This is a genomic window from Sulfurimonas sp., from assembly GCF_016744025.1.
In the GTDB taxonomy this organism is placed as follows: Bacteria; Campylobacterota; Campylobacteria; order Campylobacterales; family Sulfurimonadaceae; genus Sulfurimonas.
In genome coordinates this window covers 1-5059 of the sequence record NZ_JADGFC010000150.1, presented here as the reverse complement: position 1 = coordinate 5059, position 5059 = coordinate 1, and the positions used below count along the sequence as shown (strand labels likewise).

Annotated in this window: 9 protein-coding genes and 1 tRNA gene; 9 read left to right on the top strand and 1 reads right to left on the bottom strand. The window is 32.0% G+C overall.

Annotation, left to right across the window (positions count from 1 at the left end; translation table 11 throughout):
- The 9 genes from QZZ48_RS13935 to QZZ48_RS13895 all read left to right on the top strand — a co-directional run.
- Nucleotides 1–277, top strand: a 277-nt coding sequence (locus QZZ48_RS13935; protein WP_294966863.1) for a DUF736 family protein, incomplete at its 5' end; no start/stop codon positions are given.
- Between the two features lie 138 nt (nucleotides 278–415).
- Nucleotides 416–1036: a hypothetical protein gene (locus QZZ48_RS13930; RefSeq protein ID WP_294966862.1), complete on the top strand. Its 621-nt coding sequence runs from the start codon at nucleotides 416–418 to the stop codon at nucleotides 1034–1036.
- A gap of 10 nt (nucleotides 1037–1046) precedes the next feature.
- A complete protein-coding gene (locus tag QZZ48_RS13925; RefSeq protein ID WP_294966861.1) occupies nucleotides 1047–1250 on the top strand; it encodes a hypothetical protein in 204 nt (67 codons plus the stop codon).
- Nucleotides 1237–1584, top strand: coding sequence for a hypothetical protein (locus tag QZZ48_RS13920; protein WP_294966860.1), 348 nt, complete (start codon nucleotides 1237–1239; stop codon nucleotides 1582–1584). Before QZZ48_RS13925 ends, QZZ48_RS13920 begins: the two co-directional genes overlap by 14 nt.
- Nucleotides 1578–2189, top strand: a complete 612-nt coding sequence (locus QZZ48_RS13915) for a ribonuclease H-like domain-containing protein (RefSeq protein WP_294966859.1) — start codon at nucleotides 1578–1580, stop codon at nucleotides 2187–2189. Before QZZ48_RS13920 ends, QZZ48_RS13915 begins: the two co-directional genes overlap by 7 nt.
- Nucleotides 2190–2191: 2 nt before the next feature.
- On the top strand, nucleotides 2192–2455 hold the full coding sequence (locus QZZ48_RS13910; RefSeq protein ID WP_294966858.1) for a hypothetical protein: 264 nt from the start codon (nucleotides 2192–2194) through the stop codon (nucleotides 2453–2455).
- A gap of 413 nt (nucleotides 2456–2868) precedes the next feature.
- The gene (locus QZZ48_RS13905; RefSeq protein WP_294966857.1) at nucleotides 2869–3603 is read left to right on the top strand and encodes a phosphoadenosine phosphosulfate reductase family protein; all 735 of its coding nucleotides are present in this window, start codon (nucleotides 2869–2871) and stop codon (nucleotides 3601–3603) included.
- A 9-nt stretch (nucleotides 3604–3612) separates the two neighbouring features.
- On the top strand, nucleotides 3613–3846 hold the full coding sequence (locus QZZ48_RS13900; RefSeq protein WP_294966856.1) for a hypothetical protein: 234 nt from the start codon (nucleotides 3613–3615) through the stop codon (nucleotides 3844–3846).
- 33 nt (nucleotides 3847–3879) lie between these two features.
- Nucleotides 3880–4926 (top strand): tyrosine-type recombinase/integrase, encoded by a 1047-nt coding sequence (locus QZZ48_RS13895; protein ID WP_294966855.1) that lies wholly within the window; start codon nucleotides 3880–3882, stop codon nucleotides 4924–4926.
- A 38-nt stretch (nucleotides 4927–4964) separates the two neighbouring features.
- Here the strand turns inward: QZZ48_RS13895 and QZZ48_RS13890 are convergent.
- A tRNA-Met gene (locus QZZ48_RS13890) sits at nucleotides 4965–5041 on the bottom strand.
- Nucleotides 5042–5059: the final 18 nt, after the last annotated feature.

Sequence of the window (5059 nt, the reverse complement as noted above, 5' to 3'; positions counted from 1 at the left end):
TGTAAGAGTAGGAGCTATTTGGAATGACACTAGTGAGGGTGGATTAGCCTACAAAAGAGGTCACATAGAATCGCCAGTATTCCCTGGAGGAAAAATGTATTTTGCCATCTTTGAAGCAAAACCTTTTGATGGAGAAGATTCAGCAAGCATTACGTGGACACATGAAGTAGTATGGTCACCTCCTAAAGAAAAAGATGAAAATGAGAACTCAGAAAAACAAGCTCCACCACAGCACAACTACGAAGAAAATATAGATGAAGATGAAATACCTTTTTAAAGAAATAAAAGAAAAACTAACTCTCTTAACTGATTTAAGAAGTGAGATAAGAGAGCTTATGAGTCAAGTACTCCAAGATGAGTAGCTGAAGACTTATCACAAATTAAAAGAGATAGATAAAAAACTAAAGGAGATACTGTGAAAACAAGTAAAAATCTAAATACATTAGAGTGGGATACATTCCTGAATGAAATATTAGAAAATAAAGAAGACATACAAAAGCTAGAGACTTTTTTGGGAGCTGCACTTTTAAAAAGAAATATGAATAAATTTTTATTCCTTTTAGAAGAAGAAGATGGTCCAGAAAATTGTGTTAATGGTATAAAATTGTTATTAGATTGTATCACGAGATTGTTTGACTCCAATAAAGTATCAAGAACTTTAATTGAAAGTCCTTTTCATTTTGCAGATTTGATTAATAAAGATATATATATTTCTGCACCTCCATCATATGGAGAAAATTATTTATATATAACGCTAAAACAAATCATTTGTAAAGATGATGTGGTTATTGACATAAAAAACAAAGAAAACTTGAAAATTACAAAAGGTAAAGATTTGCCTATGGTAATCCTTTTTAATGATGAACCTATACATATTTATGAAAATGATGAAGGCATGAAAAGAAAAATGGAAACAATATCTATTTTTAACACGCTTCATAGAAAAAATTATAAAAAATATTTGAAAGACATGACTTTTTTTTATAAAGAAAAAGAAGCTATTAAAACAAAACTAATATCAATGTTTAAAAACTAAAGGAGATTATATGTTAGCCCCATGTGAAGGTGGAAAATGCACCAAGAAAGACAACTGTAGAAGATACACAGAATTAAAAAGCAGCTTCAAGTTTAAAAGCAAAATTTGCATAGCCTTTGGACATGATCTTTATAAGCCAAAGAAAAAAAGTAAAACAAATGTAACAGGTATGAGAAAAGTAAAAATGATGAGGAGAAGTTATGCAAACGTTTAAAGAGTTAGAAAAAATAATAAAGTATCACAATTTTGGAATAGACCATGCAAGTGACTTAATGAGAAAACTTGTATGGGAAGACCCAAGTATTATGAAAATAACAGATGAATTAACAAAAACTAATCCAGAAATGATGCTAGTTCCTCATCCACATACATCTACTTTTGGATTATGTAGAAAATATAAAAAAGACTTTATAGACTACGCCACTTTTGATATAGATGGTGTAAAAATAAACGAAGAACATATAGACGAATTTCCAGAGTTAAAAGAGTTGATTTTAAAAGCAGAAGAAATACTAAGTAAATTTATGAAAAAGGGTGAAAAATGTTAGTTTATGATTGTGAAATAGTAAAGATGATACCAAACAAAAAAGAAGAGCCAATACCAAATATAAAATATTGTAAAGGCTGGGGAGATTTTGAAGGTATGGAAATAAGTGTCATATGTGTTTACGACTATATAGACAATATGTACAGAGTTTTTATGAAAGACAACCTCAGTGAGCTTCAAGAACTTATTTATAAAAGAGAGGTAATGGTTGGTTTTAATTCCATTGGTTTTGATAACAAACTTTGTAAAGCTCATGGATTAGACTTATCAAAAATCCAACACTATGACCTTATGCTTGAAATAGCCAGAGAAGTAAACCCAACAGATAAACCTACACCATCTTTTAGAGGTTGTGGACTCAAAGCTTGTTGTCAAGCAAACTTTGATGATATAGACAAAAACGGAGATGGAGCATTAGCACCACTTCTATGGCAACAAAAACAATATGGAAAAGTTGTAGATTATTGCCTAAATGATGTAAAAATGACCAAAGCACTACTAGATAAAGTTATGAATGAATCAATATGTAGCCCAAAAGATGGAAGTGAATTAAAAATTGAAATATTTCAAGAGATGAAACAATACAAAACTTATAAAAGGATTTAGTGATGTTAACAGTAAGAGAAGCACAACACAAAATTTGTCCTTTTATAAGTATGCCTATGTCAGTAGATAGAAGAGGTTATAGAACTAATAATACTTTTTGTATAGCATATGATTGTATGGCATGGGTAACAACTCAAACCCATGAGCAGATAGAAAACAAGCCTGAATCTAATGGTAATAAAGATGTGTGTATGTCAAGGTTTAGAGATGGAAAAGAACTATCGAAACAAGATCAAATAGGTTTTTGTAAAAGATTATCAAGATGAGTAATGAACGACTTTAAATACACCTCATGCGACAACACTACATGTAAAGAACATCTAAACTGTAAAAGGTACAAGATGTTCACCATGGGAGCCACAGACACAAAAAAAGGAAGCGGAAACGCCAAAGAAGAATGCGAAAGATTTTTAGCACTAAAGAGTAAATGATTATGAAAAATAAAATGTATCAATTAACTTTTTTTGATAAATGGTACGACAATTATATTGGTAAGACTATGTATTGTAATTATAAAAATTCTTGCTATAAAAAAATCTCTAATTTTGAGTTTAATTTAGATTCTTTATATCCTAATCATATTTATATAAGTTTTGAGGATATAAGTTTTAGGCAGATTTTTACATGTCAACAACATTTTTTAAATTGGTTTGATCAACTCTCAAAGGAGTGTAGTTAAATGAAATATTTACTAAGCCTAAGTGGAGGAAAAGATAGTACTGCTTGTCTACTATGGGCATTGGATACTCTACCAAAAGAGGACATAATCCCATACTACATAGATACCAAATGGGAACACGACGATGTTTATAAATATCTTGATTATTTAGAAGAAAAATTAGAGATTAAAATAACTAGATTAGAGAGTGAGGGGATGGAAGCATTGAGCATAAGAAAAAAGTGTATGCCAAATAGTGTGATGAGATTTTGTACTGAAAATCTAAAAGTAAAGCCAGCACTTGAGTTTTATAAAACAATTAAAGATGATTTTATCAACATTGTTGGAGTTCGCAGAGAAGAGAGTAAAAAAAGAGCTAATACTGAAAGCTTTACTATTTCTCAAGATGGTATAAAAACTTTATTCCCAGTGGCTTATTGGACTACTCAACGAGTTTTTGATTATCATAAAGAACATAATATTGAAGTAAACCCACTTTACAAGAGAGGTTTTTCAAGAGTTGGTTGTTATCCTTGCATCTATGCGAGAAAGCACGAACTTCAAAATATGGAGCCAAAATATAAAACAAGATTAAGAAATCTTGAAAAAAAAATAGGAGAGATAACTGCTAAAGCTGGTTTTGACCCCAAAAAAGCAACTTTTTTTCCACCAAAAAAAGACAAATATTTAAGAGATGGATTAGATTTGAAATTTGACGAGAACTACTGCGTAAATCAGTATGGAATTTGTGAGTAAAGGAAAATAATGTTACTAGATCAAATAAACACTAAACTAGAAGAAATACTAAAAATACACAAAGCTCTCCCTACTTGGGTACCACTCTCAAAGCATTTTGCCCAAGAGTGTGGTTACAAAACTATGGACGGTTTACGTAAATGGTGTATGAATCATTTTAGCCCTGATGAGTTCCAAAAACTAGGCAACCACTGGCATATACATGTAACTGTTTTACATAAGTGTAAAAGAAAAGTAGTATAATGAATACGCCAATGGCTGACGGAAGGAAATAACTTGGCACGAGTAATAACAAATACTCACAACATAATTGTCCTGGACAAAACCGTAAAAGGCAAACGTCACAGACTCTCAACAGGAGTCAAAGCAGACAGACGTTCACTTAAATGGTATGAGAAAAACAGCGATGATGAGTTTCACAAACTCTACAATCAAAAGTTTAGTATCTCAACATTTAAAACCATATCTTTTAAAGAATATGGAGAGAACATAATCCGCATAACAGGACAAAACCGAAATGAGTTTTCACAACGAGAAGAAGAGATTCGTTTTAAAAAGCTTTGTGGTTATTTTGGGGATATTGATATATCGGATATAAGAGCCTCACTACTTGCTCAATGGCAAGATGAGTGTGGACTTGCTCCCAAGACTATAAGAAACTATAGGAGCACGCTCAACACCATTTTAGAGATGGCTATGTATGACGAGATTATATCAAAAAACCCATTACATGTAGTTAAAGTTCCAATGTCAGAGCCAAGAGAGGTGTTTGTTTTCAATACAGACGAGATAGAAAAACTGATAAGAGTAGCTACTAATCAGTTTAAAAACATATTGCAATTCAATTTTTTTGCAGGACTTAGAGGAAGTGAGCTTATAGCTCTTCGCTGGAATGATATAGACTTCGATAACAAAACTATTAGAGTAGATACCAGGATCAGAGAAGGGAAAGAAGACGTAACAAAATCAAAGAGAATTCGCATCTTGGATATGTTACCTCAAGCTGAAAAAGCTCTAAGACAACAACAAAAGAGGACAGGATTAAAAGAGCATGTTTTTATTACACAATATGGAACTGTTTACAAAAAGCCTAATCAGTTAAATGTAAAGTTTCAAGAGCTATGTATGGTTGCAAATTTAAAAGTAGGAACTTTTAAAACAACTAGGAAAAGTTATAATACGTTGCTAAAACAGTATGGAATGCCACAAGATTGGATTTTAGACCAATTAGGTCATACAGAAGATGCAGTAAATCGTGAGCACTATACTGGAAAAATCAAAGCTGACTTATCAAAAGTTGGCACAGTATTGGCACACTTATAACAAAAAACGCTGAGAAGTTCTAGTAGTAGGGGATAAAATGGTGTCAAGAGAGGGACTCGAACCCTCGACCTCCGGCTTATGAGACCAGCGCTCTAACCAGCTGAGCTACCTTGACACTTTTATGAGGTCGAAA

Coding starts and splice junctions, on each gene's coding strand:
- QZZ48_RS13925 (WP_294966861.1), top strand. CDS start 1,047: ATGTTAGCCCCATGTGAAGGTGGAAAATGCACCAAGAAAGACAACTGT.
- QZZ48_RS13920 (WP_294966860.1), top strand. CDS start 1,237: ATGCAAACGTTTAAAGAGTTAGAAAAAATAATAAAGTATCACAATTTT.
- QZZ48_RS13915 (WP_294966859.1), top strand. CDS start 1,578: ATGTTAGTTTATGATTGTGAAATAGTAAAGATGATACCAAACAAAAAA.
- QZZ48_RS13910 (WP_294966858.1), top strand. CDS start 2,192: ATGTTAACAGTAAGAGAAGCACAACACAAAATTTGTCCTTTTATAAGT.
- QZZ48_RS13905 (WP_294966857.1), top strand. CDS start 2,869: ATGAAATATTTACTAAGCCTAAGTGGAGGAAAAGATAGTACTGCTTGT.
- QZZ48_RS13900 (WP_294966856.1), top strand. CDS start 3,613: ATGTTACTAGATCAAATAAACACTAAACTAGAAGAAATACTAAAAATA.